This is a genomic window from Streptomyces sp. NPDC002138 (assembly GCF_040296485.1).
GTDB lineage: Bacteria > Actinomycetota > Actinomycetes > Streptomycetales > Streptomycetaceae > Streptomyces.
On record NZ_JBEOXE010000003.1, the window covers coordinates 49,174 to 75,626 of the forward strand.

Annotated in this window: 20 protein-coding genes; 11 read left to right on the forward strand and 9 right to left on the reverse strand. The window is 74.6% G+C overall.

What is annotated here, in order from left to right; genetic code table 11:
• On the reverse strand, positions 1–1,398 hold a 1,398-nt coding region (locus ABT084_RS02375), incomplete at its 3' end, for a CASTOR/POLLUX-related putative ion channel (RefSeq protein WP_502968816.1).
• 261 nt (positions 1,399–1,659) lie between these two features.
• Between ABT084_RS02375 and ABT084_RS02380 the strand changes: the two genes are divergently transcribed.
• The 3 genes from ABT084_RS02380 (at position 1,660) to ABT084_RS02390 (ending at position 5,853) form a co-directional block, all read left to right on the forward strand.
• Positions 1,660–3,210, forward strand: coding sequence for an alpha/beta fold hydrolase (locus tag ABT084_RS02380; RefSeq protein ID WP_351037778.1), 1,551 nt, complete (start codon positions 1,660–1,662; stop codon positions 3,208–3,210).
• 98 nt (positions 3,211–3,308) lie between these two features.
• Positions 3,309–4,919: an alpha/beta fold hydrolase gene (locus tag ABT084_RS02385; protein WP_351037779.1), complete on the forward strand. Its 1,611-nt coding sequence runs from the start codon at positions 3,309–3,311 to the stop codon at positions 4,917–4,919.
• Between the two features lie 97 nt (positions 4,920–5,016).
• Positions 5,017–5,853, forward strand: coding sequence for a DUF4436 family protein (locus ABT084_RS02390; RefSeq protein WP_351037943.1), 837 nt, complete (start codon positions 5,017–5,019; stop codon positions 5,851–5,853).
• A gap of 60 nt (positions 5,854–5,913) precedes the next feature.
• Here ABT084_RS02390 and ABT084_RS02395 read toward each other — a convergent pair whose 3' ends face one another.
• On the reverse strand, positions 5,914–6,675 hold the full coding sequence (locus ABT084_RS02395) for a maleylpyruvate isomerase family mycothiol-dependent enzyme (protein ID WP_351037780.1): 762 nt from the start codon (positions 6,673–6,675) through the stop codon (positions 5,914–5,916).
• Between the two features lie 132 nt (positions 6,676–6,807).
• Between ABT084_RS02395 and ABT084_RS02400 the strand changes: the two genes are divergently transcribed.
• From ABT084_RS02400 to ABT084_RS02420, 5 genes are all read left to right on the forward strand, one after another.
• Entirely contained in the window at positions 6,808–7,464 is a 657-nt protein-coding gene (locus ABT084_RS02400; RefSeq protein WP_351037781.1) for an HAD family hydrolase, read from the forward strand.
• A gap of 9 nt (positions 7,465–7,473) precedes the next feature.
• Positions 7,474–7,881, forward strand: coding sequence for a Cif family virulence factor (locus ABT084_RS02405; RefSeq protein WP_351037782.1), 408 nt, complete (start codon positions 7,474–7,476; stop codon positions 7,879–7,881).
• Positions 7,882–7,979: 98 nt separating this feature from the next.
• Positions 7,980–8,933 carry a helix-turn-helix domain-containing protein gene (locus ABT084_RS02410; protein WP_351037783.1) on the forward strand — a complete coding sequence of 318 codons (954 nt, stop codon included), beginning with the start codon at positions 7,980–7,982 and terminating at the stop codon, positions 8,931–8,933.
• 131 nt (positions 8,934–9,064) lie between these two features.
• On the forward strand, positions 9,065–9,511 hold the full coding sequence (locus tag ABT084_RS02415; RefSeq protein WP_351037784.1) for an SRPBCC domain-containing protein: 447 nt from the start codon (positions 9,065–9,067) through the stop codon (positions 9,509–9,511).
• A complete protein-coding gene (locus ABT084_RS02420) occupies positions 9,508–9,870 on the forward strand; it encodes an ArsR/SmtB family transcription factor (RefSeq protein WP_351037785.1) in 363 nt (120 codons plus the stop codon). The genes ABT084_RS02415 and ABT084_RS02420 overlap by 4 nt, the downstream gene beginning before the upstream one ends.
• Positions 9,871–10,182: 312 nt before the next feature.
• Here the strand turns inward: ABT084_RS02420 and ABT084_RS02425 are convergent, their stop codons facing one another.
• Together ABT084_RS02425 and ABT084_RS02430 are read right to left on the reverse strand one after the other, a co-directional pair.
• Positions 10,183–10,950, reverse strand: a complete 768-nt coding sequence (locus ABT084_RS02425) for a response regulator transcription factor (RefSeq protein WP_351037786.1) — start codon at positions 10,948–10,950, stop codon at positions 10,183–10,185.
• Positions 10,947–12,176: a sensor histidine kinase gene (locus ABT084_RS02430; RefSeq protein WP_351037787.1), complete on the reverse strand. Its 1,230-nt coding sequence runs from the start codon at positions 12,174–12,176 to the stop codon at positions 10,947–10,949. Before ABT084_RS02430 ends, ABT084_RS02425 begins: the two co-directional genes overlap by 4 nt.
• 358 nt (positions 12,177–12,534) lie before the next feature.
• On the opposite strand from ABT084_RS02430, the gene ABT084_RS02435 reads away from it, so the two are divergent.
• Entirely contained in the window at positions 12,535–13,911 is a 1,377-nt protein-coding gene (locus ABT084_RS02435) for a tannase/feruloyl esterase family alpha/beta hydrolase (protein ID WP_351037788.1), read from the forward strand.
• 82 nt (positions 13,912–13,993) lie between these two features.
• Positions 13,994–16,939 (forward strand): tetratricopeptide repeat protein, encoded by a 2,946-nt coding sequence (locus ABT084_RS02440; protein WP_351037789.1) that lies wholly within the window; start codon positions 13,994–13,996, stop codon positions 16,937–16,939.
• Between the two features lie 83 nt (positions 16,940–17,022).
• On the opposite strand, the gene ABT084_RS02445 is transcribed toward ABT084_RS02440, so the two are convergent.
• Entirely contained in the window at positions 17,023–18,207 is a 1,185-nt protein-coding gene (locus tag ABT084_RS02445) for a hypothetical protein (RefSeq protein ID WP_351037790.1), read from the reverse strand.
• A 213-nt stretch (positions 18,208–18,420) separates the two neighbouring features.
• On the opposite strand from ABT084_RS02445, the gene ABT084_RS02450 reads away from it, so the two are divergent.
• Complete coding sequence (locus ABT084_RS02450) at positions 18,421–19,506, forward strand: tetratricopeptide repeat protein (protein WP_351037791.1); 1,086 nt, start codon at positions 18,421–18,423, stop codon at positions 19,504–19,506.
• Between the two features lie 22 nt (positions 19,507–19,528).
• On the opposite strand, the gene ABT084_RS02455 is transcribed toward ABT084_RS02450, so the two are convergent.
• From ABT084_RS02455 to ABT084_RS02470, 4 genes are read right to left on the reverse strand one after another with little or no spacing between them, the layout of a single operon-like run.
• Entirely contained in the window at positions 19,529–21,328 is a 1,800-nt protein-coding gene (locus tag ABT084_RS02455) for a thiopeptide-type bacteriocin biosynthesis protein (protein ID WP_351037792.1), read from the reverse strand.
• 36 nt (positions 21,329–21,364) lie between these two features.
• Positions 21,365–23,320 carry a TOMM precursor leader peptide-binding protein gene (locus ABT084_RS02460; RefSeq protein WP_351037793.1) on the reverse strand — a complete coding sequence of 652 codons (1,956 nt, stop codon included), beginning with the start codon at positions 23,318–23,320 and terminating at the stop codon, positions 21,365–21,367.
• The gene (locus ABT084_RS02465) at positions 23,317–25,209 is read right to left on the reverse strand and encodes a hypothetical protein (protein ID WP_351037794.1); all 1,893 of its coding nucleotides are present in this window, start codon (positions 25,207–25,209) and stop codon (positions 23,317–23,319) included. The genes ABT084_RS02460 and ABT084_RS02465 overlap by 4 nt, the downstream gene beginning before the upstream one ends.
• Positions 25,206–26,423, reverse strand: a complete 1,218-nt coding sequence (locus ABT084_RS02470; RefSeq protein WP_351037795.1) for a hypothetical protein — start codon at positions 26,421–26,423, stop codon at positions 25,206–25,208. The genes ABT084_RS02465 and ABT084_RS02470 overlap by 4 nt, the downstream gene beginning before the upstream one ends.
• Positions 26,424–26,453: the final 30 nt, after the last annotated feature.

The window sequence follows — 26,453 nt, forward strand, 5'->3', positions numbered from 1 at the left end:
CTCGGGCACGGCTTCCCGCGGTTCGGGCACGGCTTCCCGCGGTTCGGGCACGGCTTCCCGCGGTTCGGGCACGGCTTCCCGCGGTTCGGGCACGGCTTCCCGCGGTTCGGGCACGGCCGGGTCCGTGATCACGTCCAGTACGGAGCCGGGGCGGGCCGTACGCCGCAACTGCTCGACCACGCGCGGCGCCCGCCGGTTCCAGCCGAGCAGTAGCAGGCGCGCACCGCCGTCCCGCTCCGGGGGCGGCGGCCGGTCCGTGGTGATCACCGAGGCGTCCACCAGGTGGCGACAGTCCTCCGGGCGCGCCGAACCGTCGTCGAGGGTGAGGACGATCAGCCGGCTCCCCGGTGCGACGGGGGTGTCGGCGGGCGGGTTCAGCAACGGCCGCCCCTCGGGCGTGAGCAGCCCGACCACACAGGACGCGGCGTGGCCCAGCAGCGCCGTACCGAAGGGGCCGCCCTCGAAGGCGGTCGCGTCGGTGAGGTGGAACTCGTCGCCCGCGAAGTCGAGCAGATCGGCCAGGACCAGGGAGAGACCGGGACGGCCGACGCACTGCGTGATCAGCCGGGCCGTGACCGTGTCGGTCTCCAGCACCGTGCCGCGCGGGCCCGCGGCGAGCCGGGCCGGTGCGAGGTACCGGTCGTCCCGCACCGCGGCCAGCACCGGCGGCCCGTCCGTCCCCTGGCCGAGGACGGCGCGCAGGGCCAGCAGGACCCGCAGCACCTCCGCGTCGCCCGTCGGCTCCCCGGAGGGCAGCACGAGGACCGTACTCGCCGTCCGCGGGCTGACCAGCGCGAGGACACCGGGATCGCTCGCGGGACCGCTGCGGCAGATCAACCGGGTGCGGGCGGCCGGCCCGACCGCTGCCGTCAGCACCCGCTCCATCTCGGTCTTGTCCCGGTCGGCGAGCAGGACGACGGCCCGCGGCCGCTGCGGGGCCTGCGCGGCGACCAGCTCGGCCACCACGGTGGTGACCTGGTCCGACCAGCCGAGCACCACGACGTGGCCCTGCTCCAGGACCGTCGAGCGCCCCCGGCTCAGCTCCGCCATCCGCTCGGCCAGACCCGTGGTGATCACGCCCACCAGGGTCGACACGCACAGCAGGGCGACCAGGCCGAGCAGCGCCGACAGCGCCATGCGCAGCGGCGTCCCGCTCGCCGCCCCGAGGCGCAGCGTCTCCGCACTGGTCCGCCAGGCCGCCGTGAGCCGGCCCGACAGCGACCGCGGCGAGCCGGGATCCGTCCACACCAGGAGCGTGCTCACCGGGACGACGACGGCCAGGCACGTGATCACCAGCCATCCCATCAGGGTGCTGGTGCTGCGGGCCAGCGTCCGGTCGAACCGGTAGCGCGCCCGGTCCCGAGCCGAAACCGCCCGCCGCGTCGTCGGATGCCCCACGCCCATCCCGCCCCTTGCCTCGTGGGGGACCGCTCACCCCGCCACCGCACAGTGCCGCCTGCGGCAGCGGGACGCGCCGCGTTCGGTGCCCGGTTCATCCTTTCGTGCAGGCGGCGACGAGTGCGGGCGCAGCTGCGGGCCGCGGCCGCTCCGCGTGCGGGTGCACGTGCCGCCCGGTAGCGTTCAAGACGCGCGTTCCGCTCTAACTGTTGCGGCTTGGCCCGGCAGGACCGCCGCTCGTGACGGCAGAGGAACGATCACATGCCGAAACACAGAATCCATGGCGTGACCGCCGCCGCCGCACTCGTGTGCCTGGCGGGGTTCGGCCCCGTTCCGGGCGGCGCCACGGTGGCAGCCGCCCGGGCCGCCGGGCCGAGCCCGGCCGCCCCGTCCCGGTTCGTGCCCGGCGCCTGTCCGAGGACGCCCGAGCCGGTCGAGGCGCTGAGTGACGCCCGGTGCGGGTTCCTCGAAGTACCGGAGAACCGATCCCACCCCGGCGGGCGCACCATCAAGCTGGCCGTGGCGCGCATCCCGGCCGCCTCGGCGAAGCCCGCCGCCGACCCGCTGGTGTTCATGGCGGGCGGCCCCGGCGCCGACACCTTCGACGACATCCCGTTCCTCGTCGACTCGGGCCTGAACAAGGACCGCGAGCTGATCGTGATGGCCCAGCGCGGCAATCTCTACGACCGGCCGAACCTCGCCTGTCCGGAGATCGACCGCTTCAACGCACAGGCCGTGGGCCTGGGTTACGACGCGCCACGGGCGCAACAGCTCATGCTGAAGGCGGTGAAGGAGTGCCGGGACCGCCTGACGGCCGACGGCACCGACCTGAGCGCCTACAACACCACCGAGAACGCGGCGGACTTCGCCGACCTCCGCACAGCGCTGGCCATCCCCCGGTGGAACGTCTACGGGTACTCCTACGGCAGCAACCTGGCCCTCACCTACCTGCGCCTGCACCCCGAGGGAATCCGCGCCGTGGCGATCGACTCGGTCACCCCTCCCCACGACGCGGTCCTGCCGTGGGGATGGAGCAGCGCCGCCGAGGGGATCCGCACCATCTTCGCGGCGTGCGCGGCGCAGCCCGCCTGCGAGGACCGGTACCCGGACCTCGCCCGCACGCTGACGGAACAGGTGCGCACGCTGGAGGCGCACCCCCTGACGCTGAACGTCCCGCAGGCGAAGGGCGGCAAGCCGGTCAAGACCGTCCTCGACGGGGGCGCGCTGCTCAACCTCATCGTCGCCCTCACCCCCCGGCCCAAGGACATCCCGGCGGCGCTGGAGGAGCTCGGCCACGGGAACCCGGAGCGTTTCGCGCAGGCGCGCGCGGCCGGCTCCGTCCAGAACGTCGGCGTGTTCGCGCACGGTCTGACGAACTCGGTGGCCTGCAGCGAGTGGGCGCCGGGGTCCTCGGAACCCGATGTGCTGAAGGCGGGGCAGAAGGCCTTCCCGGGGTGGCCGGACACCGTCCTGGCGCAAGTGCCGCAACTCCCCTTCCAGTACCCGGTGTGCGGGGTCTGGAAGGTTGCGGACCGCGCGTCCGTCCAGCGGGTCGCCACGGTCAGCTCCGTGCCGGCGCTCGTCATCTCCGGGACGTTCGACGTGAAGACCGGGGCGAGTTGGGCGAAGGGCGTAGCCCACGACCTGTCCCGCTCGACCGCCGTGCAGATCCCCGGAATCGGCCACTGGGTGGTCCCGCAGTCGCCCTGCGCGCAACGTGTGCTGGCCTCGTTCCTGGCCCGCCCGACCGCGCCGGACACCGGTTGCGTGGACGGTCTCGCACCCGAACCTTTCACGATCATCCCGAAGTGACCGCCCGAAGCCCGAAGCCCGAAGCCCGAAGCAACCGCCCGAACTTTCAGCCCGAACTTTCAGCCCAAACGTTCAGCCCAAACGTTCAGGGAGGGCAGATGACACAGCAGCACGCTCCCCGCCGTCGCCGCACCGTACGGGGGTTCCGCGCCACGTCGGCCGGCGTGGCGACCGGCCTCCTCGTCACGGGCCTGCTCGCGGCCCCCGCTCAGGCGCGGTTCCGCGGCGACACCACACCCACCCCCGGAGCGCCGATCGGCACGACCGCCCGGACGGTGGGTGACGCCCGCTTCGAGCCGGGCCCGTGCCCGAAGACGCCCGAACCGGTCGAGGCGCTGAAGGGGGCCCGCTGCGGAACGCTCACCGTGCCCGAGAACCGCGCCAAGCCGAGCAGCAAGACGATCCGACTCGGTGTCGCGATCGTGGCCGCCGCGTCCGCCACCCCGAAATCCGACCCCGTCGTGTGGCTCGCGGGCGGGCCGGGCGACGATGCGGTGGGCGAGGCGAAGATGGCGATCGACGGCGGCCTCAACCGCGACCGTGACGTGATCTTCATGTCCCAGCGCGGTACGTACTCGGCCGTCCCGGACGCGCTCTGCCCCAACATCGACGAGTTCAACGCCCACGCGGTCGGCCTCGTCTCCGACGCCCCGTCCACCGAGCGCGTGCACGTCGCGGCCACCAAGGCCTGCCGCGACAAGCTGGCGGCCAAGGGTCTGGACCTCGGTGCCTACAACGACACCGAGAGCGCCGCCGACTACGAGGGCCTGCGCGCCGCGCTGGGCATAGAGCGGTGGAACCTGTACGGGATCTCGTACGGCACCCAGCTGGCGCTGGTCTACATGCGCCTGCACCCCCAAGGGCTCCGCTCCGTGGGACTCGACGGCATACTGCCGCCGTCCAGGGCGGGCTCGGCCGCGACCTGGAGCAGCGCCCGGCAGGGCTTCGACGGCCTCTTCAAGGCCTGCAAGGAGCAGTCGGCGTGCAACAAGCGCTACCCGAACCTGTCGGCCACCCTCGACCGGCTCGTCCGCGCGCTCACGGCCAAGCCCGTCACCACCACCGTCACCGTCCCCGGCAGCGACAAGCCGGTGAAGGTCGTCCTGGACGGCGGAGCCCTGGTGAACTGGATGACCTCCGCCACCCACGTGGCTCCCCAGGTACCCGCCGCCCTCGACGAGCTGGCCCACGGCAAGCCGCAGCGCATCGCCCAGCAGTACGCGGGCGGCAAGCTCAGCCCGGCGGCCATGGGCCGGGTCGCGCACGGTCTCGTCTACGGCGTCTTCTGCAGCGAGTGGACGCCGTACGAGACGCAGGAGCAGGCGCTCCGGGGCGGACAGGAAGCGTTCCCGGCCTTCCCGCGCTCGGTGCAGGAGCAGGCTCCGCAGCTCGCCTTCCTCCCTGCGGACTGCGACGCCTGGAACGTCCCCGCGGCGGCGCCGTCGATCCGGGACGCCACGCGCGGTGACGTCCCCACCCTCGCCCTCTCGGGCGGCTTCGACTCGCAGACCGGGGCCGACAACGGCCCGTACGTCGCCCGCACGCTGAGCAAGGCCACGGTCGTCACCGTCCCCTACGAGCCGCACGTGGTGTTCGCCACCTCGAAGTGCGCCCAGGACATCGCCGTCTCGTTCTTCGACACCCCGGACGCGCCGGACACCGCGTGCCTGAAGGGTCTCGAACCGCCCGCATTCGAGACCGGGTCCTGAAACCCCGTACCGCACCGCCGGAGTCGGCATGACCCTCCACTGGGAACCGCGTCCCCCACGTCCGCCGCGTCGCCCGCGCCGCTCCGGGTCCTCGCTCCTGCCGGTGCTCCTGCCCATCGCGGTCCTGATCGTGGCGGCGGTGTCGGTGGGGTCGTGGCTGCAGTTCGGCGAGCGGCAGGCGCTCGACAGGGTCCACACGGTCGGATCCCGGGCCGCCGACCGGGTGGACGTGGAAGCCACCGTCCAGCGGGTCGACGCCGCGGCCAGGGAGCTGCTCCTGCGGGTACGGGTCACCCCGCGCGGGACCCTCGGCGAGGAGGAGGGGACCGCCCCGGCGGCCGACCTCAGCCTCCAGACCTCCGCGGCGACCCTCGGTGACCTGGGGTTCAAGGCACACGAGCGGATCACGACCAGGGACGTACAGGTCGCGCTCACGGGCGGATCGATCAGCGACTACCCGTTCGACACCTACCAGACCGACATCGAATTCCGGGCCCAGCTCGACGGCAGACAGGTGCCGGTGCGGCTGAACCTCTCCAACAACGACACCCTGTTCTCGGTCTCCGCGGCACCCCTGTCCTCCTCGCAGCAAGCCGTCGTGGGGCTGGGGCTGGACCGGTCGAGCAGCCTGCTCGTCTTCGCCGTCTTCATGATGGTGGTGATGTGGGCACTGGCGGCATCCGTGCTCATCGGAGCCTGGTACCTGATGAGCCGCCGCCAGGGCCTGGTCTGGCCCGCCCTCGCATGGATGGCCGCCACCCTCTTCGCCCTCGCGGCGTTCCGCAACACCGCTCCCGGCACACCACCGATCGGCTGCGTGCTGGACTGGTTCGCCTTCCTGTGGGCCGAGACCGTCATCGCCCTGTGCCTGATCGCCGTGGTGATCACCGGCGTCCGCACGGCCCTGCGGGACGCCGAGACCGACCCGGCCTAGTGCCGTGACCGGGAAGGTTCACCGGGTCGCGGCGCCCGGCGCGCCTTCCCGGCCACGGCACTAGAACGCCGAGTGGGCGAACCAGTGGGCGAGCAGGTCCTGGTCGCCGACCCGCTGGAAGGCCTCGTCCGTGTGCTCCAGACGGCCGTACAGGGTTAGCAGCAGGTCGCCGGAGGCGCCCTGGACGGTGGCGTCCGCCGTGCGGGATCCGGTGTCGTCGGTCACCAGCCCGAACCCGTCGGGGCGCAGCCGGACCAGCCACGTGTCGTCGCCGTCCGTGCAGCTGAAACGGATGGTGCGGTCGGGGCCGCGCAGCTCGGCGGTCCCGGGCGCGAAGACGGCGGCGAACGGCAGGTTGGTCAGGAACTCGTCGACGCCGTCCACCGCCAGCGCGCGGTCGATCTTCGGCGGGAGTCCGAGCGCGAGGTCGGCGTCGACCCGGTGCACGAGGGTCTCGAAGAGCATGCGGCGCACCCAGAACCGGGCGTGCTGGTCGAGCCCCCAGGCCCACATGGGCGCGTCGAGGTCGGTGGCGGCGAACACCTCGGCGGACTGCGCGGCGCTCTCGGCCAGCCAGTCCGGGTAGTCGACGGGCTGCTCCGGCAGGCGCAGCTCCACGTCGCGGCTGGTCGGCGGCTGCTGGATGCGCCCGCGCAGCAGGACGCTGAACCAGCGGTGCACGCTTCCGGCGTGCCGCGTCAGATCGCCCAGGGTCCAGCCCGGGCAGGACGGTACCGGGGTGGCGGGGTCGGCTCCCTTGACCGCAGCGACGAATCGGGCGGCCTCCGCCGCGACGGCCGCGGCGTGCTGGGCGGGTTCCATGTGTGGTCCTTCCTGATCGTGTCGCCGTCGACGCTAGCCCACTGCGGGGTCGGCGGAAGACGCTGGGGGGACGACGCGGTGAGCGCGGGGCGACCACGGCTCGACCGTGGGGGACGGCCGTATGCTGCCCGGATGATCAAGCCGATTGAACTCGTCATATTCGACTGCGACGGTGTACTCGTCGACAGCGAGCGCATCGCCCTGCGCCTCCAGGTGGCCCTCGGAGCGGAGCTCGGCTGGCCCTTGACCGCCGACGACGTCATCGAGCGGTTCATCGGGCGCTCCAAGGAGTCCATCTGCGAACAGATCGCGCAGCGGCTCGGCGAGGAGACGGCCGCCTTCTGGTGGGAGCAGTTCATGCTGCGCCACCGGGAGACGGTGGACGCCGGGCTCGAGGCGGTCGACGGGCTGCCCGAGGCGCTGGCCGGGATCACCTTGCCGGTGTGCGTCGCCTCCAGCGGCTCGCACGAGAAGATGCGGCACACCCTCGGTGTCACCGGTCTCTACGAACGCTTCGCGGGCCACATCTTCAGCGCGGCCGAGGTGCCCCGCGGCAAGCCCGCCCCCGACCTCTTCCTGCACGCGGCGCGGCGGATGGGCGTCGACCCCGCGGCCTGCGTCGTGGTCGAGGACAGCAACCCCGGCGTCCGCGCCGCCCGCGCGGCGGGGATGCGCTCCTTCGGCTACGCGGGCGGACTCACCCCGGCCGACCGGCTCGAGGGCCCCGGCACCGTCGTCTTCCACGACATGCGCAAGCTGCCCGTCCTCATCGCCGAACAGGGGTGTTAATCTCGCGCCATGTCCAAGGCTGAAATCGACGTGGTGACCGCCGAGTTCTTCGGAGCGTTCGACAACAGGGGCGGAAAGAGCGCCGACTTGGAGCGGATCCGCCGGCTGGTCCTGCCGGACGGGGTGATCGTCATGACCGGCCCGCACTTCACGGTGTACGGCGTGGACGAGTTCATCGAACCGCGCCGACAGCTGCTGACCGGCGGCCGACTGGTCGAGTTCAGTGAGTGGGAGACCTCCGAACGCACCGAGATCACGGGCGACATCGCTTCCCGGTTCGGCGACTACCGCAAGTCCGGAGTGCTGGACGGCGAGCCGTTCGAAGGCGGCGGGAGCAAGACGATCCAGTTCGTCCGCACCCCCGACGGCTGGCGCATCGCGGCCTTCTCCTGGTACGACCAGCCCGCGTCGGCCTGACGGACGAGGTGGAGTGACCCGCGGGGTCCGGTCGAGGCGTTCCGCCTCGCCGTCGGTCGTCGACAGTCCGGAACAGCGCGCTGCGTACACTTTCGGACATGCATCCGGACGCGCACACCGTGGCACTGGCCGTCCATGACGGCATCAGCCTCTTCGAAGCGGCCGCCGCCTGCGAGGTCTTCGGCGTCGACCGGTCCGACCTGGCCGATCCCTGGTACTCGTTCACCGTCTGCGGGCCCGACGCGGCGCGCGTCGGCGGGTGGATGCGGGCCGACCTCGTCCAGGACCTCGGGGCGCTCGCGGCCGCGGACACCGTCGTGGTCCCGGCCTGCCACGACCTGGACGAGGGCCCGCCCGCCGACCTGGTGGACGCGGTGCGCGCGGCGCACGAGAACGGCGCCCGGGTCCTCTCCCTGTGCACCGGGGCGTTCGTGCTGGCGGCGGCCGGCCTCCTCGACGGCCGCCGGGCCACGACGCACTGGATGCACGCCCCGCTGCTCGCCTCCCGCCATCCGCGGGTCCAGGTCGACCCCGAGGTCCTCTACGTCGACAGCGGATCGATCCTGACCTCCGCGGGCAAGGCCGCCGGGATGGACCTGTGCCTGTACGTCGTCCGGCTCGACCACGGCGCGGCGGTCGCGAACGCGCTGGCGCGCCGCCTGGTCGTACCGCCCCACCGCACCGGCGGCCAGGCCCAGTTCATCCCGGCGCCGGTGCCCGCCCGGGACGCCGACCCGCTCGCGGACCTGCTGGAGTGGGCCTCCGGCCGCCTCCACCGGCCGCTTGGCGTGCCCGACCTCGCGCGCCGGGCCGGTGTGAGTACGCGCCAGCTCACCCGGCAGTTCAACGCGGCCACCGGCACCACCCCGCTGCGGTGGCTCCTCAGCCAGCGGCTGCACCGGGCCCAGGAGCTCCTCGAGACCACGGACGGCAGCATCGAGCAGATCGCCGCCCAGACCGGCATGGGCACCGCCGCCACTCTGCGCCGGCACTTCAACCGCGCGCTCGGGGTCCCTCCGGACACCTACCGGCACACCTTCCGCGACCGCTGAAGCGACCGCCGAAGCGACCGCTGGGCCGCCCGGGAGACACAGGCCCCAGTATGCAACCCTCGGGTTGCGCGTCGCGAGCAGTCGTGCAACCCTGGAGTTGCACCCAATGGCGACGACGAAGGAGTCCACTCATGAGTGAGAACCGGATCGAACGCGAAACCCTGATCGAAGCCTCCCTGGACCGGGTCTGGTCGCTGGTGACCGAGCCGGGCTTCTGGGTGGCCGACGAGGCGAACCTGACCGGCGTCGCGGGGAAGGAGGGCGAGGTGAAGACGGCGAAGAACGCCGAGTACGGGGACTTCCCGGTGCGGGTGGAGAAGATCGAGCCGCAGACCTACCTGGCGTACCGCTGGGCCAGCGCCTTCCCCGGCCAGGAGCTGCGCGAGGACAACAGCACCCTCGTGGAGTTCACGCTCAGCCGGGAGGGCGACAAGACGCGGCTCCGCGTCGTCGAGAGCGGTTTCGCTGCGCTGGCCGGGTCGGAGGAACTGCGCAGCCGCGCCGTGAAGGACAACACCGGGGGCTGGCCGCAGGTGCTCGACGCCTTCAAGAAGCGCGCCGAACAGCCCTCCGCGTGACGGACGGACACCGCGCCGGCGACGAGGGGGTCGACAGCGTGCTCGTCGCGCTGGCCGACCCCACGCGGCGCAAGCTGCTCGACCTGCTCGCCGCGCGGGGGGAGGTCACCGCGACGACGCTCGCCGAAGGCCTGCCGGTCTCGCGGCAGGCGGTGGTCAAGCACCTCGCCGTCCTGGACGCCGCCGGGCTGGTCCGCGGCAACCGCGTCGGACGCGAGGTGCGTTACGCGGTGCGGCCCGCGGCGCTGGACGCGACCGCCCGCTGGATGGCCACGCTCGCCGCGGACTGGGACCGGCGGCTGGCGGCCGTCAAGCGCATCGCCGAGGCGGCGGAGCGGGATGCGACAGATACGCCATAGGCCCCTCGACCGCACGGGGGGCCGGCGCACCAGGCTGCCCCGGTGACGGGATGAGCGGGGTCGCCGTGGCGTGGCCGGGCACCGTGACCGCGCCTCCCGGCCGGTCCGCACGGGTGGTCGGCGCGGCCCCCGGTGACGGGAGTCGGCGCAGCCGGCGGCCGAAGAGCACGGCCCCCGCGGCTCGGGCCCTGGCCGGTCCTGGCGGCCTCGGGGATCGCGACCCTCGCCCTCGCCGTGGCCGCCGCCATGGCGCTGCGATGCGCGGGACGCCGGCGCACGGTGTGACCCGCCCGGCCCGGACCCCGGGCCGCCTCAGAGCAGGCCCTGGTCGTGGGCGTACAGGGCGGCCTGTGTGCGGTCGCGCAGGCCGAGGCGGCCGAGGATGCGGGAGATGTGGTTCTTGACGGTGCCTTCGCTGAGGTGGAGACGCGTGGCGATCTCGCGGTTGGTCGAGCCGCCCGCGACCAGACGCAGTACGTCCACCTCGCGTCCGGTGAGGGCGTCCGCCGGCCCCGGTCCCGGCGGGCGGTGCCCGGGTGCGTCCGTAGCCGTCGGGCCGGGGCCGTCCGGGGCGGGTCCCGTCGGCCCGGGGGCCGCCAGCGCGGCGGCGAGGCGGGTCATCACCGAGGCGTCGAGCTGGGCGACACCGGCGTGGACGAGGCGTACGGCGCGGGCGAGTTCGGCCGAGGGCAGGTTCTTGAGCAGGTACCCGACCGCTCCGGCCCGCAGCGCCCGGGCGACGTAGTCCTGGTCGTCGAAGGTGGTCAGCATGACGATCCGGCAGGACGGCACCCGGGCCGCGAGCACCGCCGTGGCCTCGATGCCGTCCATGCCGGGCATCCGGACGTCCACCAGGGCCACGTCCGGCCGGTGGGTGACGGCGGCCTCGACCGCCTGGCGGCCGTCCGCCGCGGTGCCCACGACGGCGACGCCGGGTTGGATGCCCAGGAGGGAGGCGATGCCCTCCCGGACGAGTTCCTGGTCGTCGACGATCAGGACGCGGACGGGGGCCGCCGCGCCGGTACCGACCGCCGGGGCGGAGTACGGGGGAGCGGCGGAGGTGTTCGCCGGGGTGTTCACAAGGCGCTCCCGGCGAGCAGCGGGGCGCGCGGGACCGTCACGGTGACGACGGCTCCGGCCGAGGGCCGGGAAGCCGGGCGGTCCTCGATGTCGAGCCGCCCGCCCAGGAGTTCGACCCGCTCGCGCATGCCGCGGATCCCGAACCCGGTACCGCTCGGCCGGCTCGCCGCGGAGTCGGAGAATCCCTGCCCGTCGTCCACGACGACCAGCCGGGCCGCGGCTTCGCCGTAGGCGGCCGTGACCTCGATGCGGGTGGCCCGCCCGTGGCGGTGGGCGTTGGTGAGGGCCTCCTGGGCGGCCCGGTAGAGGGCGGTCAGCGACGCGGCGTCGTAGCCGCTCTCATCCCCGGTGACGTCGAGCGTCACCGTCAGCCGGTCGTCCCCGAGGTGGCGGACCAGGTCGGCGAGCGCGCGGGTGAGCGAGAAGGGACGGGCGTCGCGCAGGGCGCTCACCGACTCGCGGACCTCCGTGAGCGCGCGTCCGGCGGACCAGCGGGCATCGGACACCGCCTTGGCGGCGGCCGCCGGGTCGAGTGCGCGGAACGCCTCAGCCTTCTCCAACTGGATGGCGACGGCGGTGAGATGGTGGCCGAGGCTGTCGTGGATCTCCCGGGCGACCCGGTTGCGCTCGCCCGCCGTGGACAGCTCGGCGACCCGCACCGCGTAGTCGGACAGCCGCTCGTGGGACTGCTCCAGCTCGGCGAGGGCGCCCTCCAGCCGGGCCCGGCCGGCCTGTTCTCGGACGGCGACGGCCGCCATCGACAACGCCAGGGCCAGCGCCAGGGCGAACATCAGCAGGTCGGACACGTACGCGTCGCGCACCCACCACCGCGGCACCCAGACCGTGTAGCCGGTGACCAGCAGCGCGACGCACCCCGCTCCCGAGAGCAGGCCCGCCCGCCGCCCGAAGACCAGGTGGGCCGTGAAGGGCACCAGGACGAACAGGGCCCGCGACACGCCCGAGCCGTCCAGCAGGGCCACCACCGAGAACAGGACGACCCGCGCGGCCAGCAGGACCGCCGCCGCGGCGGCCGGGGTGCCGCGGGGGAAGCGGCGGCGCTCGGCCGGTCCGAGCAGGAGGAGCAGCACCAGCCCCGCCGCGAAGCCCGCGGTGTACGCACCGTGCGCGGGGCGGTCCGACACGGCCGCGTGGTAGCTGCCGCCGACCAGGACGGCCGTGTACAGCACGGGCGGTATCCACGGCACGGCGATGGGGGGCGAGGTCATCCGGAGTCCTCTCGGCGGGGCTGCGCTCCGGTCGCCGTGAGCGGGCCGCAGTACCCGGTTCTCCGCAGCACCCGGCTGTTCACCAGGAACGATACGTCAGCGCCGGCCTCCGTCGAGGGGCTCGCGCCAGGTGTGGCCACAGGTCATGTGCCGAACGGCAGGGGGTGTCCACCGCGGGGCGTGCCGGTCGGCCCGGGGGCGCCGGAGGGGTGCCGCGGAACTGGCCGTTCGGCACTGCCCGGCGCCCGGGAGCCCGGCCTACGGTCGCCCTGTCCCGATCACCGCACGGCTCGTTCCCGGACACCACCCTCACCCGGGCATTCGGGTCGTCCCCGTCATCCCAAGGAGCGTCATCCCCATGTCCCCACGCCGCCGGTCACTGGCAGCCCTCGTACCGGCCCTGTTGACGCTCGCCCTCCTCCCCGCCGCCGGCGCGAGCGCCGCCAACTCCCCCTGTGAGGGGCAGCGGCTGCGCGTCCCTGGCGCGGAGCGCCTGGTCACCCACTGCCTGGACGACCTCACCACGGCCGCGCTCCTGCCCCAAGGCCTCACCAACGCAACGGACTTCGGGGGCCTCCAGGCGAAGGGCACCGTCAACCCCTCGCACATCCCGGGCATCCAGCTCGACGGCTACTTCCCGGACACCTCCACCACCAACACCCTCCACGGCTGGAACCACGACAGCCAGTTCGTGATCCGCTTGCCCGAGCACTGGAACGGCGGCCTGGTGGTCGCCGGCCCGCCCGGCACCCGGCGGCAGTACGCCAACGACCAGATCATCAGCGACCAGGTGCTCGCGAAGGGCTTCGCGTACGCCGCCACCGACAAGGGCAACACCGGCCCCGAGCTGTACAAGGACGGCGACAAGCCGGGCGACGCGATCATGGAATGGCACCTGCGGGTCGCCCAACTGACCGTCGCGGCCAAGCTGGTGGCGGCGAAGCACTACGGCCGGGCGCCGACCCGGACCTACGCCGCCGGGCTCTCCGCGGCGGGATACCTCGTGCGCTGGCAGCTGGAGCACTTCCCGCAGCTGTACACGGGCGGCATCGACTGGAACGGCCTCCTGCTCACCCGGGACGCGCCCAACCTGCTGACCAACCTGCCCCCCGCCCTGCGCGCCTACCCCCGCTTCGACAAGAAGGAGCCCGGCGCGGCGGAGGCGATGTACGCCGAGGGGTACCCGAAGGGCTCCGAGGACCTCTGGCAGGCCCACTACAAGGGGCTGTGGGACTCCCTGCAGCGCACCATCCGCGAGGAGCTCGACCCCGAGTACGACGGTGCCACCCAGGGCGGCACCCCGTTCTGCCCCGAGGGGACGGGCGCCGGCTGCGACACCGACTACGACTACGCCGCCCGGCCCGCGGCCGTCCACGACGCGGTCGAGCGGGTCTCCCTGACCGGCCGCATCTCCCGGCCGCTGATCACCCTCCAGGGCACCTACGACGTCCTGCTGCCGATCAGCCGGACCGGGGACGTCTACGACAAGCTGGTCACCGGCTCCGGCCGCGGCGACCTGCACCGGTACTACCGGATCGAGAACGGCACCCACACCGACGGCTTCCACGACCTCGCGCCGAAGGTGGTCCGGCCGATGCAGTCCTGCTTCAACGAGGCCTTCGACGACCTGGTGAGCTGGACCCGCGCGGGCGTCGCCCCGCCGCCCAGCCACACCGTGCCCCTGCCCGCGGACAGGACGGGCACCGGCGCCATCCCCCTCGGGTGCACCCTCTGACCCGGTTCCCCTGAAGCACGGACCGCACCCCGCCCCGGCCGTTACCGTGAGTGGTCCATCGGCTTCGGGGAGGGGTGTCGGGGTGGCAGAGCGTCGGCTGGGTGTGGTGCTGGTGCACGGGTTCCAGTCGGGTCCGCGGGTCTGGGATCCGCTGCGCGCGCTGATCGCCGCCGACGAGGACCTCGGGTTCGCGCGGACGCTGCCCTTCGCGTACGCGACGGGGCTCAAGCGGCTGCACCCGCTGCGGGTGTTCCCCGGCATCGACACCGCCGCGGACAGCCTCAAGGAGTACCTGGCCACCGAGGCGGGCGGGTTCGAGGAGCTGATGCTCGTCACCCACAGCCAGGGCGGCCTGGTCGCACAGCGGCTCCTGGCCCGGATGCTCGGCGACGGGCGCGGGCGGGAGCTGGCCCGGGTCCGGTCCGTCGTCATGCTGGCCTGTCCCAACAACGGCTCCGAGCTGTTCCTGTCCCTGCGCCGTGGGCTGTTCGGGTCCCGCCACCCCCAGGAGAGCCAGCTCAGACCGCTGAACGAGCAGGTCACCCAGACCCTGCGGACCGTCCTGCGGGACGTCGTCGGCGCGGCGGCGGTCACGGAGCGGACCTGTCCGATCCCGTTCGCGGTCTACGCGGGGGAGAGCGACGGCGTCGTGTCGCCCGCCTCCGCGCAGACCGTCTTCCCCGACGCCGCGGCCCTGCCCGGCGACCACTCCGGCATCCTCGAGGCCACCTCGGCCGACCACCGTACGTTCACCACCCTGCGCCGCCTCATCCTCGGCACGCGCGGCGGCCCGGGCCCCGGTTCCGGCGCGCCGCCCGCGCCACCGCCCCACCCGCCGCCCGTGGTCCCGGCCGTGGCGGAGACCCTCGCCAAGCTGCCCGCGCGGTCCAGGACCTTCACCGGCCGCGAGGAGGACGTCCAGGCCCTGCTCGCGCTGCTCGCCCCCGGCACCGGCACGACCGGAGCGGCCCCGGCGCGGGCGGTGGTCGGCATGGCCGGGGTCGGCAAGACCGAACTCGTCCTGCAGAGCGCCGAACGCGCCCTGCGCGAGCCGGGCTGGTTCCCCGGCGGATTCCTCTTCGCCGACCTCAACGGCTACGACCCCGACCCCGGCCGCCGGGCCGGCGCCTCGGACGTCCTCGACGACTTCCTGCGCACCCTCGGCATCCCCGCCGGTGACATCCCGCCCGGTACGGACGCCCGCGCCGCACTGCTGCGCGCCACCCTGGCCGCGCGGGCGGGCCACGGCCTGCGCACCCTCGTGATCCTCGACAACGCGGGCGGTGAGGCACAGGTACGGCCCCTGCTCCCCGGCGACCCCGACACTCCCGTCCTGGTCACCTCCCGCGCCACCCTCGCCGTGGGGTCCCGCCCGCACGACCTCAAGGTCCTGGACGCGCGGGCCTCGGTCCGCTTCCTCGACGAGGCCCTGCGGTACGCCGACCCCGAGGACACCCGGATCGAGGAGGCCCCCGAAGCCGCCCGGGGCATCGCGGAGCTGTGCGCGGGCCTGCCCCTCGCCCTGCACATCGTCGCCGCGCTGCTCGTGGACTTCCCCACCCGCCCGCCGGCCGACCTGAGCCGTGCCCTCCAGGCCGAACACACCCGCCTGGACCGCCTCACGCGCGACGACCGGGCCGTGCGCGCCGCCTTCGACCTGTCCTACCGGCACCTCACCGCGCACCAGGCACGGCTCTTCCGGCTGCTGCCCGTCAACCCCGGACCCGACCTCTCCACCGAGGCGGCCGCCCGCCTCGCCGCGCTGGACGAGGAGCAGGCGGCGCAGCTCCTCCAGGACCTGGGCCGCGCCCACCTGATCGAACCCGCGCGGGCGTGGGGCCGCTGGCGCATGCACGACCTGCTGCGCCTCTACGCGGATGAGACGGGCGAGCGCAGCGCCGAGGAGGACGAGCGGGACGCCGTACGCCGACGGCTCTTCGAGCACTACTGGATCGCCGCGCTGAGCGCGGTCACCCTGCTGCGCCCCGATCCGGACGGCCCGCTCACCCAGCGGTTCGACACGCCGCAGGAAGCGCAGGCCTGGCTCGAGGACGAACGGCACAACGTCACCCTGGCGGCCACCTCCGCCGGTTCCTTCGGCCCGGCCGACCTCACCCTCATGCTCGGGCTGAACCTGGGGGAGTGGTTCGAGAGGCACCGCCACTTCGACGACTGGTCCGCCGTGGCCGACAGCGCGGTCCGCACGGCCCGGAGCACGCGGGACCGGCGTTCCGAGGCGCGCGCCCTGGACCAGCTGGGCAACTGCCTGCGGCTGACCCGCCGGTTCCCGGAGGCGATCACCCACCACCGGGAGGCCGTCGCGATCTTCCGGTCCCTGGGAGACACGGGTGGGGAGGGCAGCGCCCTGTCGAACCTCGGGGTCGCCCTGCGGCACACCCGTCGTTTCGACGAGGCCATCAGCGTCTTCTCGCGCGCCGTGAGCCTGTGCCGGGACCGCGGCGACTCCCGCTTCCTCGGCATGGCCCTGGGCAATCTGGGCATCGCCCTGCGCCAGGTCGGCCGGTACGAGGACGCGGTCGAGGCGCTGCGGGAGACCGTGGCGCTCTGCCGGGCACTGGGCGACCGGCGGGGTGAGGCCAGCGGGCTCTGCAACCTGTCCAACTCCCTCGTCAGAACCGGTGGTCACGAGGAAGCCGCCCGCTGCGCCCGGCGAGCGGTCACGATCTCGGAGGAGTCGGGCGACCGGCACGGCAGGGCCGGGGCGCTGAGCGTGATGGGCACCGCACTGATCGCGGCCGGGCGCTTCGGCGAGGCCGTCCCGACGCTGGAGGAGGCCGCCGAGGCCTTCGGCGCCCTGGGCGACGCCCATGCCAGGGCGCTCGCGCTGGCCAACCTGGGGATCGCGCTGTCCGGGACGGGCGCGCGGGAGAGAGCCGTCGCGACGCTCACGGAGGCCGCGGGCGTCCTGGGCGAGCTGGACGACCCCGTGCGCGAAGCCGCGGCGCTGCGCACCCTGGAAGAGCTCGCACGCGACCTCCCTGCGAAGGGCCCCGGCCCGAGCCGGTGAGTCCCGCGGCCACCGGACGCGCCGACGCGCACGCCGCCCGCGGGATCCACGGGCGGCGTGCGCGCTGAGGGGTCAGCCCAGGGTCACTTGGTGCGGTTCGGTGAGAATCCGTACGAGAGGTCGCCCGCGAAGGGAACGCCCTTGCCCCGGCGCAGGGCGGGGCCGGGAGTCTGGAGTACCCATCCCGTCATCGTGTCCGGGGTGAAGTTCGCCCCGTTGACCCTGATGTGCAGCTGGTAGACCCGACCGGTGGTGGTCAGGACCTTGACGTAGGCGTCATTTCCCTGGGACTCGATCGAGATCCCGCACGCCGTACCGGCGTCACCACCGTTGGGGTAGCCGTTGATGGTCGAGAGGTTCTGCCAGACGACCGGGGCGCCGTTGCTCGGTGCGCGGCCGGCGGAGGCGATGCCGTTGCGCAGGGCGGCGCTGAACGACTCGCTGTTGGAGGGGGAGTAGCTGTCGATGTCGATGCAGGGGCCGGTCGCGCCGGTGGCTCCCGTGGCGCCGGTCGCGCCGGTCGCGCCGGTGGCTCCCGTGGCGCCGGTCGCGCCGGTCGCGCCGGTGGCTCCCGTGGCGCCGGTCGCTCCCGTTGCTCCGGTGGGGCCCGTGCCACCCGTTGCGCCGGTCGATCCTGTGGCGCCCGTCGCTCCGGTACCGCCCGTGGCACCCGTCGCTCCGGTCGGACCCGTCGGACCCGTGGGACCCGTCGGACCTGTGGCTCCGTTGTGACCCGTTGCGCCTGTGGCGCCCGTGGCTCCGGTCGCGCCTGTGGCACCCGTGGCTCCGGTGGCTCCGGTACTACCCGTCGCACCCGTGGCTCCGGTGTGACCCGTGGCCCCCGTCGCTCCGGTGGCTCCGGTGGCTCCGGTGTGACCCGTGGCCCCCGTGGCTCCGGTCGGGCCCTTCGGACCCCTCGGTCCGGGCGGCCCGGGGGGGCCTTCGGGGCCTCGGCACGGTTCGGGGTGCGCGGCGACCAGGGCGTCCTGCGCCCACGGCGGCCGGTCGTCGCAGCCGTCCCCGCGGCCGTCTCCGTGGCCGTCATCGCCACGGCCGTCCTCGTGGCCGTCGTCGCCACCGCCACCGCCCGGCGGATTCACGGCCACGGTCCCGGCCGTGTTCGTCTGGAGCCCCGGCACCGCCGCGACGGCCGGCGAGGCGATCCCCGCCAGTACCAGCGCGAGCGAGGCGAGGGTTCCACCGGCCAGCCAGGCGGATCGCCTGGGCAGCGGGCCCAGCGTGGTTGTGGGTCTGTCCTCAGGACGCATGCACCGCTCCTCGGAAAGCATGATGTGATCATCACCGGAACCTCCGGTGCCGCCGTCATCGTGAAGTTCCGACACCGCAGGCCGTCCGCGCCGCGCCCGACGGTCGGTGATTCGGCCCAACGCGTGGGCCCACTCGGGTGCGCCCCGGACCGCCACCCGGGTCGCACGGCGCGCTGCTCCCGGTACGGGCCGCCGGGTCCGTAGGGTCCCGCCGTGAAGCCGACCATCTGCCTTTGCATGATCGTGAAGAACGAGTCCGCAGTCATCGAGCGGTGCCTGGCCGCCGTACGGGACCACATCGACACCTGGGTCATCTCCGACACCGGCTCCGACGACGGCACCCAGGAGCTGATCCGCACCGCCCTGGACGGCATCCCGGGCGTCCTCCACCAGGAGCCCTGGGTCGACTTCGGGCACAACCGGAGCCTGAACATCGCCCACGCCCGAGACACGGCCGACTACCTGCTCCTGCTCGACGCCGACCTGGTGCTGCGCGTGGACGCGCCGATGCCCCCGCTCGTGGCCGACTCGTACATGCTCCGGCACGAGGGCGATCTCGAATACCGCGTGAAACGCCTGGTGAGCGGCAGGCTGCCGTGGCGGTACGAGGGGGCCACCCACGAATACATCACCTGCGACCTCATCGAGTCCGTGGCCCACATGGACGCCCTCGTGATCGAGGACCACGGGGACGGCGGCTCCAAGCACGACAAGTTCGAGCGCGACGTCCGGCTGCTCAGCGCCGCGATGGAACGGGACCCGTCCAACGGCCGGACCGTCTTCTACCTCGCCCAGACCCTGCGCGACATGGGCGAGCGGGCCGAGGCCATCCGCCTGTACGAGCAGCGCGCGACGATGGGCGGCTGGCCGGAGGAGGTCTACCAGTCCCTCCTCCAGATCGGCGTGCTGCACGGCGACAGCGGGGACCCGGCGCAGTGGCCCGCCGCGATGGACGCGTTCACCCGCGCCTGGGAATCGCGGCCCCAACGCCTGGAGGCCTGCTACGAGTTGGCCTCGCGGCTGCGGCTGCTCGGCCGCCACCACTCGGCGCACACCGTCCTGCGGGCCTGCCTGGACCGGCCCGCCCCGGACGACGTCCTGTTCACCCAGCCCTGGGTCTACCGCTGGGGGCTGCTGTTCGAGTACTCCATCACCGCGTACTGGGTCGGCGACGTGACCGAGTCGGTGAAGGCGTGCGACCGGCTCCTCGCCCTGCCCGACCTGCCCGCCGTCTACCGGCGCCAGACCCTGCTCAACCGCGGTTTCGCCCTGCAGAGCCTCTCCGTACCGGCGCAATGAGGCGCGGCGGCACGAAGCGGCCTCAAGCCGTCGCGGGCCGCCCCAGCGGCAGCAGGTACTGGAGGGGCTGGCCGAGGTCGTCCAGGCCGAAGAGCTCCTGGGCCAGATCGTCGTGGAAACCGCCGAGCGGGGTGCCGCCCAGGCCCAGGGCCGACGCCGTGAGGAGCAGCGTCTGGGTCAGGTGGCCGGTCTCCAGCAGGGCCAGGCGCAGCGCGCGCAGCCCGTACCGGCGCCGCAGCAGACCGAGGTCCGCGTACACGCCCAGGACCACCGGCGCCGCGTCGATGCCGATCCGGTCCGGGTCCGTCGCCGGCCGGGACAGGTACGTCGACAGCGCCTTGATCTCCGGGACCGGCGGCACCGGCCCGACCCACCGCAGCGTCCGCGACTCGGGCACGCAGTCGTACGTACCCGGCGGCACACCGGCCGTGTCGAGCACCAGCAAGCGCACCCGGGCCGTGTACAGGGCGCCCGCGCTCGGGTAGGGGCGGTGGGCGAGGGTACGGGTCGAACCGTCCGCGAGGTGCTGGGCGGAGCGGCTGCTCTCGGCCAGGGAGTGCCACAGCAAGGCGCCGAGCCCGGCCGCGTCGAGCGGCCCCCCGAGCGCGCCGCGCGCCGAGGCCCGGCCCGCGAGGACGGCGCTCAGCGGTACGTCCGGCAACGGGCCCGTGGGCAACGGGACATCGGGCCGGCCGGGCCGCGCCGTGTGCCGTGACGCGCGCGGCAGGGGCGCGGTCGGCCGCAGGGCCGTGTCCTCGGCGCGGCCGACCAGGAACTTGCTGCGCTCCAGGTACTGGACGTCGGGCGCGGTGTGCGAGGACGGGAAGTACGAGGGCGCGGACCCCGCCCCGTCCGTCTCCGTCGTCTCCGCCGTCTCCGGGATCTCCAGCAGGGTCCGCGCGGCCAGGCGGCACACCGCCCGCTCCTCGTCGGGGATCACCCCGAGCCGGTTGAACAGCATGTGCAGCTGCGAGGCCCAGACCCAGGCGTACGGGGATTCGCGCGGACCCGCCTCGGCGCCGAGGGAGCGCAGCGAGGCGTCGGCCTCGCGGACCCGGTCCGCCCAGCGGTTCAGCCAGGGCGCCGCGGAGCCGTCGGTGAGCCGCTGCCGCAGGTCGGCGGCGCGCCGGACCAGCGCCGAACGCTGGGCGGCGTACACCGAGTTGACCCGGGCGTGGACCGACGCGCCCGGCAGCAGCGGCACTTCGGTGACCCAGCGCCAGCCCGCCGCGTGACCGCGCAGCCAGCGCGCGGCGGCGAGCCGGTCCATGCCGAGGGCGTACGCCGTCGTGTGCGCGAGGTCGGCGGCGACCGCCAGCCGTGCGGAGCCGCCGCCGTCCCCGCCGGTCCGTGCTGCCAGCGCCTCCAGGGCGTCGAGCACCACCCGGCCGGAGGCGGCGAAGACCTCCTCGGCGATCGGCAACGCGCTTACCCCGCCGTAGCGTTCGGTCTCCGGTGTGTACGGAACGGTACGGACCTCCGCGTGGGCGGACGGCCAGGGACCCGCCACCGCCGGTGCCCCCTTCGCCGCGCGGGCGAGCCGGTCCGGCAGCGCCGCCGCGCCCGCCGGGGACAGGTCGCGCACCCGGATCCGCAGATGGGGGCCGTCCTCCCCGTACCGGATGAAGAACCACGCGGTCGCTTCCCCGGCCGCCACCAGTCCGTCGAGGTACGGGGCCGCTTCCCGCAGCAGGAACGCGTCGGTGTCCGCGGCCGTGGAGTGCAGGAACAGGTGGTAGCCGTGCCAGGTGCCGCGGTGGGTGGTGGGGGCTGTGTGGGTGGTCTCGGCTGCTGTGTCGGGAGCGGTGCCGGTCGTCGTCATCTGCGGTCCTTGTCGTGGTCCGTGCCCCGGTGGGGGTCAGGGGAAGGGGTGCGGGTGGACCGCGAGGTCCTCGTGGTGCAGCGGCCGGTCAGAGCGCCCGAGCCGGTACGGCACCTCCAGCAGCCGGGGGAGCCCCCGGACGCGGTGGTTGACGTGCCCGAACGTCATCGGCAGGGAGCCCGGGACGATCGCCTTCACGCAGTGCAGCCCGAGCCGGTCGCGCAGCCCCGGTTCGCTCTGGTCGACGGCGATCACCTCCAGCCCGGCCCGGGCCAGCCGCTCCACGTTCGCGTCGAGCAGGGAGCCCAGGTCGCCCACCGGCGCGGGCGCCCCCGGCCAGGCGTCCTCGACCGTGGCGCACGGGGTGTCGGCGTAGAGGAACGCCAGGCGCGCGGCGGCCTCGGGAAGGGAGTTCAGCCCGACGTGGTCGTCCAGGGTCATGACCAGATCGGGCCGCTCCAGCATCGGCCGCAGCCGCCGGGGATCGCGCGGGCCGCCCTCGGCGAGCGAGCGGGAGCCCGACTCCACGACGTTGGTGACGACTTCGGCCACAGCGGAGCGGATCGCCGCGCGCGGGTCGTGGTGGGCGCCGGCCGCGAGGAACATCCGGGGCGCGTCCGGGTGGGAGCCCTCGTACCGGCAGACGGCCACGACGGCCGGGATGCCGAAGTCGTTCGTCGCGTCGAGCAGGACGAGCCGGTAACCGGCCAGGGCCGCGCGGTCGGTCAGCAGCGCCGTGACCAGGTCCCCGGCGGGCGCCGCGATACGGCGCAGCGGCGTCGCCGCGTACCAGGCCATCAGGAAGGCGTCGCGCTCGGCTACCTCGAACAGGCCGTAGAGCAGGGCCTCTTCGGGGCTGTTGCCGAGGCCGCAGCCGTTGGACGACTCATACACCACGCGCGGCCCGGCGCTCCCCGGGACCTCCCAGTACGCGACGTGCTCCGGGACGGCCGTCGCGCGCCGCCGGGTGAGGGACCAGCCGTGTACCCACGCCATCTCCAGGTCGGGGGTGTAGGGGACGGTCGGGGACGCGGGGTGTCCGTGGTAGCGCGGATCGGGCAGGCCGAGCCGCTCCGGGTCCACGGCCCGGTCCGGCCCGAGATCCGCGAAGGAGGCGCGCAGCGCGGTCCGTTTGCCCGTGGGGAGCATCCCCGCGTACCGCTCGACGCTCTCGAACAGCGCGATCCGCTCGCTGTCCGCGAAGTCGAGGGACCGGCCGTATCCGCCGTCGTCGACGGACCGCCCGTCGCTCACGAAGGCAGCGGTGAGGCAGAACGCCGAGTCCTCGGAGCGCAGCAGCCGCCGCACGGGACCGAACCGCTCGTCGTGCAGGGCCGCGCGCAACCGGCCTCGCGTGGTGCGGGGGTTGGGGGCGCGCAGGACGTACGGATCGGGGAGCGGGCGGGGCGCCGACGGCAGCGGGGCGACGCCGGACGCGGAATCCGGCGGCAGCGGACGGCACACCGGGCAGCCGCCGACCGGGCGGACGCGATGCGTGGACCAGGTGCCCCGGCCCTGGTGGAGGAGGTGTACGACGGCAGACTCCGGATCCTGGTCCTGGTCCTGGCCCTGGTCGGAACGGTGGTCCTGGACCTCTTCCAGCAGGCCGAGCGCGAGGGCGCCGAGCGCCTCCGACAGGGCCGGGGAGGGTACGCCGCCCAGCTCCAGCTCCGGGCTGCGCCACGGCACCCGGCCGCCCGTGGTGGCGAGCCGCTGGCATTCGGCGCAGCTCAGGCAGGCCGCCGCGCCCGGGCGGAGCACCGGCCCGACCACCGCCAGGGCGCCGTCGAGGCGCACCGGAACCAGGGCCACGGGGTGCGCGAGCGCATGACGGCTCAGCTCCTCCGCGAGGCCGAGCGTCCACCGCGTGAGCAGCACCACGGCCGGGCCGGACGTGACGGCCAGCGCGGCCCCGGCGTCGAGGACGGGGACCGGGAGGTCTCCGGCGGGACTCCCGGACAGGAGGGCCCGGGCCGGCGTCGCCGTGGTCATCGGTCCTCCAGTGGGGTGGGCAGGATGGTGAACCCGAACGCCCGCAGCAGGGCGGCGAGTTCGGGGGAGCGCGGGGGTACGGGCGCCCGCGCGGGCGGGGTGGCCGCCGTCACCCGGCGCAGCGCGTCCTGGAAGGTGTCCTCGCGTCCCGCCAGGTCCGCCAGCCAGCGTCCGGTCCACCCGGTGTCCTCCCAGGCGGCCGTCCGCACTCCGGCGGCGGCCAGCGGGGCGAGCGCGCCGCCCGAGGTGCGGACGGCCGTGCCGGACGGCGCCGAGGCGGCGGCGCGGACGCTCACGACGGCGGCGAGCGCGGCGAAGGCGGCCGCGTCACCGGGGGTCGCCTCCACGGCCTCACCGAGCGGCGGGGGCGGCGGGACCGGGGATGCCGGGGGCTCCCGGTGCGCGGAGGGACGTACGACGGCGCGGTACACCTCCTCGCCCGGAGCCACCCGGAACACCTCCAGCCGCGCGGGCACGCCGAGGCGGCCGGTCAGCGTGGCCCACCAGTGGCGGACCTGGGCGTGTCCGGACCACCGGGCCGCGTCCACGGACGGCGGTCCGGTCACGGGTACGGCCCGGTGGGCCACGGCCGCGCGCAGGGCCCGCCCCCGGGCGTGTCCCGGAGTGGCACCCACGGTGAACTCTTTCTCTCCCAACCGCAGTTCGGCCGCCCGGCAGAAGAGGTCGAGGCGAGCCAGGTCCAGCCGCGGAGCCCCGCCGACCAGCACGGCCCCGGGCGGGTCTCCCCACGCACAGGTGGCCAGCGGTACGGGCAACTGCCGCAGGTCTCCGGGGACGGGTTCGGGCAGCGCGCCGCAGCGCTCGTCCGTGAGGGCCGTCATACGGCGCAGCGCGTCGCCCAGGGTGGTGGCGGGGGCGGGCCCCGCCCGCCGGTCGGGATCCAGGCGGGCCGGTCCCAGCCAGGTGCGGTAGTCGGACCGCGGCGGGCGGGCGGCCGCGAGCAGGACGGCGGGCAGCCCGGGCACCAGCCGGTCGTCCTCCCCTTCGAGGGCCGGGTCCGTCAGCCCGGCGGCGGCGCACAGGAGCCGGTGCGCGGCGGCGCCCGCGAGCAGGGGGAGGAACGAGGAGGGCGCGTCCTCGGCCGCTTCCGCCGGGTGACCGAGGCGTACCGTCAGCGCGGCCGCCTCGGACCGGACCTGCGCGGCGCTGCCCGGGGCGGTGGCGTACCCGCTCCCGCCGCTGTGCCCGACGGCGACGCACCGCTCCGGTCCGGCGCCGCGGGCCCGCAGGACGACCACGTCTGCCGGCAGATCCGGATCCGCGGCGTACCCGACGAGCAGCCCGCCGGTGGCCAGCGCCCGCCCGGCGGCCCTGGCCAGTGGCCCTTCCGGTACGGCGGCCACGACGTCCGCCCGCGTCCCGGCGAGCGCGGCACCCGCGACCCCGGGCCACTCGGCGCTCCCCCCGAGCCAGTCGGCCACGGGACCGGTGCCCACATCCCCGACCGGCCCAGAGCCTGCCCCAGGGCCCGCACCGGCGACCGCCCCGGGGCCCGCACCTGCGACTGGACCGGGGGCCGCCCCGGCGACCGCAGCAGGGCCCGCACCTGCGACCGCCGCAGAGGCCGCACCGGGGCCCGCACCTGCCCCCGGGGAGGGGTCGGCTTCCAGTAGCCCGTGGGCGTCGAGTTGTCCGAGCAGGGTGTCCACGGCGGAGCGCAGGGCCGGAGCCGCCTGCAGGGCGTCCAGGAAGTCCGTCAGGCCACCGTCCCGCAGGGGCTGCGCCAGCAATCGCCAGAGCGCGGGCAGTGCTTCGCTGCCCTCCAGGGTGAGGCTGCCGCGGCGGCCGCGCAGGTGGAGGCCGCTGCGCAGCGGGGTGACGGCGACCCCGGGGCGCAGGCGCCGGGCGGCCGGGGCGGCGCCGGTCATGACCGCGCCTCCACGGCGTCGACGGCCGCGCCGATCTCCGTACGCCAGTCGGTGCCGGTGAGGACCGGCACCGAGCGGACCACCAGGTGCGCCGCCAGGTACCGCTCCAGCGGACGGACGTCGCAGAGGGCGAGTTGGCGGTACAGGGCGTTGGTGCAGGCGCGGTACACCAGGTAGTCCGGGCGGCTCCACATCGTCCCCTCCGGGTCGGAGCGCCGCAGCAGGTGGTGGAAGTCGCTGAAACCGGTCCGCTCCTCGTGGTTCCAGCGCCGCGCCGCCGCGGCGTCCCCGGTGGCCGCGGCCCGCGCCCGGTAGGCGTCCGCGTCGCCGTGCAGGTCGGCGCCCGCGTCGTAGCGGCCCCGCGCCAGCTCCCACGCACCGGCCGAATAGGCGGTCCAGGCCCGCTCCCAACCCCGCGCCCCGCCGCCGCAGACGCGTCCGACGAGCCGCGTGACCGCGTCGCCCGCGTGCTCCCAGTGCCGGTCGAACCGCTCCCGCAGCCGCCCGTCCGGGTCGTCGTGGAAGAGGAAGTCCTCGAGGTGGGAGACGTACGAGTAGTGCCCGCCGGGCAGGCCGCCGGGGTGGGCGCCGGCGTGCGCGGCCAGCGCGGTCACCGCGAGCTGGAGCCGGGCCCGGGCGCCGTCGTCGTGCTCGGCCAGGAAGCCGGTGCCCGCGCGCAGCGCGTCCAGCCCGGCGCGCAGCAGGGTGTCGCGCAGGTCGGCGCCGTCGTCGCCGAGGAGACCCCGCAGGGAGGTGCGGTCGACACCCACGACGCGGACGGTGTTGTCCGCCACGATCGGCCCGTAGGGCGGGGCGATCAGCTCGGCGCGCCCGGCCTCGGCCGCCCGCTCCAGCAACTGGGCGTCGGTGAGGTCGCGTTGCGAGGGGTGGACCCGCAGCCAGTCCCGGATCGTGGTCGCGGCGGCCGCGGCGGCCGCTTCGACCCGCTCGACCGGTCCCTCCAGGCGCAGCCTCAGGTGGGGCCCGTACAGCCAGTGCCGCTCGACGTGGGCCGCCAGTCCCGCCGCGGCGGCGGCCGCGGCGAGCGGGAGCAATACCGCCCGCAGCAACGGCGCCTTGACCGGGTGGTGATAGTAAGCGACCACATCGCGCGCCGTGTTGCCGGGGCGGGCGCCGCCGGGGGAGGCGCCCTCGGAGGGGTCCTCGGAGGGGTCCTCGGAGGTGTCTTCGGGGCTGCCTGAGGAGGGTCGCACCGCGCGCACGCTCGCTTCCGCTGTCGTCGG

What these genes read in the sequence shown, in the direction of transcription:
- ABT084_RS02380 (WP_351037778.1), top strand. Translation starts at nt 1,660, where the DNA reads ATGCCGAAACACAGAATCCATGGCGTGACCGCCGCCGCCGCACTCGTG.
- ABT084_RS02385 (WP_351037779.1), top strand. Translation starts at nt 3,309, where the DNA reads ATGACACAGCAGCACGCTCCCCGCCGTCGCCGCACCGTACGGGGGTTC.
- ABT084_RS02395 (WP_351037780.1), bottom strand. Translation starts at nt 6,675, where the DNA reads ATGGAACCCGCCCAGCACGCCGCGGCCGTCGCGGCGGAGGCCGCCCGA.
- ABT084_RS02400 (WP_351037781.1), top strand. Translation starts at nt 6,808, where the DNA reads ATGATCAAGCCGATTGAACTCGTCATATTCGACTGCGACGGTGTACTC.
- ABT084_RS02405 (WP_351037782.1), top strand. Translation starts at nt 7,474, where the DNA reads ATGTCCAAGGCTGAAATCGACGTGGTGACCGCCGAGTTCTTCGGAGCG.
- ABT084_RS02410 (WP_351037783.1), top strand. Translation starts at nt 7,980, where the DNA reads ATGCATCCGGACGCGCACACCGTGGCACTGGCCGTCCATGACGGCATC.
- ABT084_RS02415 (WP_351037784.1), top strand. Translation starts at nt 9,065, where the DNA reads ATGAGTGAGAACCGGATCGAACGCGAAACCCTGATCGAAGCCTCCCTG.
- ABT084_RS02430 (WP_351037787.1), bottom strand. Translation starts at nt 12,176, where the DNA reads ATGACCTCGCCCCCCATCGCCGTGCCGTGGATACCGCCCGTGCTGTAC.
- ABT084_RS02435 (WP_351037788.1), top strand. Translation starts at nt 12,535, where the DNA reads ATGTCCCCACGCCGCCGGTCACTGGCAGCCCTCGTACCGGCCCTGTTG.
- ABT084_RS02445 (WP_351037790.1), bottom strand. Translation starts at nt 18,207, where the DNA reads ATGCGTCCTGAGGACAGACCCACAACCACGCTGGGCCCGCTGCCCAGG.
- ABT084_RS02455 (WP_351037792.1), bottom strand. Translation starts at nt 21,328, where the DNA reads ATGACGACGACCGGCACCGCTCCCGACACAGCAGCCGAGACCACCCAC.
- ABT084_RS02460 (WP_351037793.1), bottom strand. Translation starts at nt 23,320, where the DNA reads ATGACCACGGCGACGCCGGCCCGGGCCCTCCTGTCCGGGAGTCCCGCC.
- ABT084_RS02465 (WP_351037794.1), bottom strand. Translation starts at nt 25,209, where the DNA reads ATGACCGGCGCCGCCCCGGCCGCCCGGCGCCTGCGCCCCGGGGTCGCC.